We start from the raw sequence: 1,665 nt of genomic DNA, 5'->3' as shown, positions 1-1,665 counted from the left end.
TCAAGTCCTGGTATCACTGCGTTACCTTTAAGAAAATCAGTAGACTTAAGTGCTAATACTTATACGGTTAATAAAAGAATTTTAAATAACCTAAGTACATTACTGGACAAATGACATTAAACGTTATATACTAAGTTCAATAGTTAAATTGCTTCAAAAGAAAACATTGAATTCACATATTACAAAAAGTGATCGTGAAATGTTTGTCGATACTTTTTGTAATATGTGAATTTTTTTATCTGTTGAAAGATTTATATTATTTAATTTATTTTATGGAGGTTTTTTACATGACACAAGGTACAGTAAAATGGTTTAACGCAGAAAAAGGTTTTGGATTTATCGAGGTTGAAGGTGGAAGCGACGTATTCGCTCATTTCTCAGCTATCCAAGGTGACGGATTCAAATCTCTTGACGAAGGTCAAAAAGTTGAATTTGATATCGAAGAAGGTAACCGCGGACCACAAGCAGTTAACATCGTAAAACTTTAATTCTTCGGAATTAATTTGATAAAAGCCGTACACTCGAAGCAATTCGAGGGTACGGCTTTTTATTTTTGATATGTATTACTTCCTGGAAGCTGCTTAATAGCATTCCATGCTTGGATAGCCTCCTGACGTGTTTTTCCTTTATTGTTAGAATCCGCAAAGAAGTCTTTTATGAATTGGTTATATTCAAATTGAGGTGCAATCGCTTTCGAGTAAGCCGGATCTCTCTTACGCTCCTCCTCCTCCATCCAAGCGTTCACCGCATCACGGTATGTGTTTCCTATATTGTTTTTAAAATAATTTTGAATATAAGTAGAGAAATGAAATTTCGGTCCTATAGCTTCCTGAAAAAATGCCCTTACTTGTTGGCTACACCGATGCCCTTCTGTTATAACAGAATCCAAAGATAATGGTTCTTCCACTTTAGAGATTTTAGCTCTTCTGACTGGTTGAAGTATTTCGCCTGAGTGAAGGAATACCTCTATTCGATTAGCAATTTCTCCTTTCGAACCAGCTGGGCTTATAAGGTGCTCTCTACAAAACGCTTGGAGCTCTTCCTTTAACCAATAATACTGTTTAAATTCTTCTATGTTTATATCTTTAGTTAGTTGTGGTCTCATCTCTTTTCCCTCCAGTTAACCGACCTACTAATACCGTAGGATATGTAAAACCCTTTTCCTTCCATTGTAACAATCCAGCAACCATTGTTAATATCCCATCCATATTAAAGTGTACACGATTATCTCCATATAGCACCCCTCCCCCATTTTTACTTTAAAGGGTGGAGATGTTTTTTTAAGATAATTTATTTATTAATCTTTTATCAATAACTTCCAATTATCAATAATTTTCCATAATCACACTTCAAATACCAATACTAATAGCCGATAAAAACGAGGTGATTATATTTACGGGAAAGAAGGCAGCTTATGAGTATCGGAAAAAAGTTAAACATCGCATTTATCGTCATTATAGTTTTGTTATTAATCTCTACTGTAACAGCTATGCTTACATCTGCTAATGTAGAATCTAAGGTGGATGAGGCGCTTGATTATAGAGTCACCCAATTACGAGTAATTGACGAAATACGTTTTGGTATTGGAATGCAGGGGCAATATTCTCAAGAATTGTTAATCGATAATTCTCCGGAAACGAAGGAGCAGCTTGAATACTATATCCA

General features: G+C 34.8%; 3 protein-coding genes and 1 pseudogene. 2 read left to right on the top strand and 2 right to left on the bottom strand.

The annotated features are described in order from the left end of the window. The first annotated feature begins 287 nt into the window (after window positions 1–287). A complete protein-coding gene (locus AC06OU_RS06950) occupies window positions 288–488 on the top strand; it encodes a cold-shock protein (protein WP_169361140.1) in 201 nt (66 codons plus the stop codon). A gap of 59 nt (window positions 489–547) precedes the next feature. On the opposite strand, the gene AC06OU_RS06945 is transcribed toward AC06OU_RS06950, so the two are convergent. Together AC06OU_RS06945 and AC06OU_RS06940 are read right to left on the bottom strand one after the other, a co-directional pair. Continuing rightward, on the bottom strand, window positions 548–1,105 hold the full coding sequence (locus AC06OU_RS06945) for a DUF6434 domain-containing protein (RefSeq protein ID WP_475854893.1): 558 nt from the start codon (window positions 1,103–1,105) through the stop codon (window positions 548–550). Further along, window positions 1,086–1,241 carry a hypothetical protein gene (locus AC06OU_RS06940; RefSeq protein ID WP_475854892.1) on the bottom strand — a complete coding sequence of 52 codons (156 nt, stop codon included), beginning with the start codon at window positions 1,239–1,241 and terminating at the stop codon, window positions 1,086–1,088. The genes AC06OU_RS06945 and AC06OU_RS06940 overlap by 20 nt, the downstream gene beginning before the upstream one ends. 173 nt (window positions 1,242–1,414) lie before the next feature. Between AC06OU_RS06940 and AC06OU_RS06935 the strand changes: the two are divergent. After that, a pseudogene (locus AC06OU_RS06935) lies at window positions 1,415–1,665 on the top strand (methyl-accepting chemotaxis protein); the annotation flags it as partial.

Source organism: Psychrobacillus sp. (genome assembly GCF_056205495.1).
The sequence above is the reverse complement of the archived record's forward strand: the minus strand, read 5'-3'. Positions and strand labels throughout refer to the sequence as shown.

Coding starts and splice junctions, on each gene's coding strand:
- AC06OU_RS06945 (WP_475854893.1), bottom strand. CDS start 1,105: ATGAGACCACAACTAACTAAAGATATAAACATAGAAGAATTTAAACAG.
- AC06OU_RS06950 (WP_169361140.1), top strand. CDS start 288: ATGACACAAGGTACAGTAAAATGGTTTAACGCAGAAAAAGGTTTTGGA.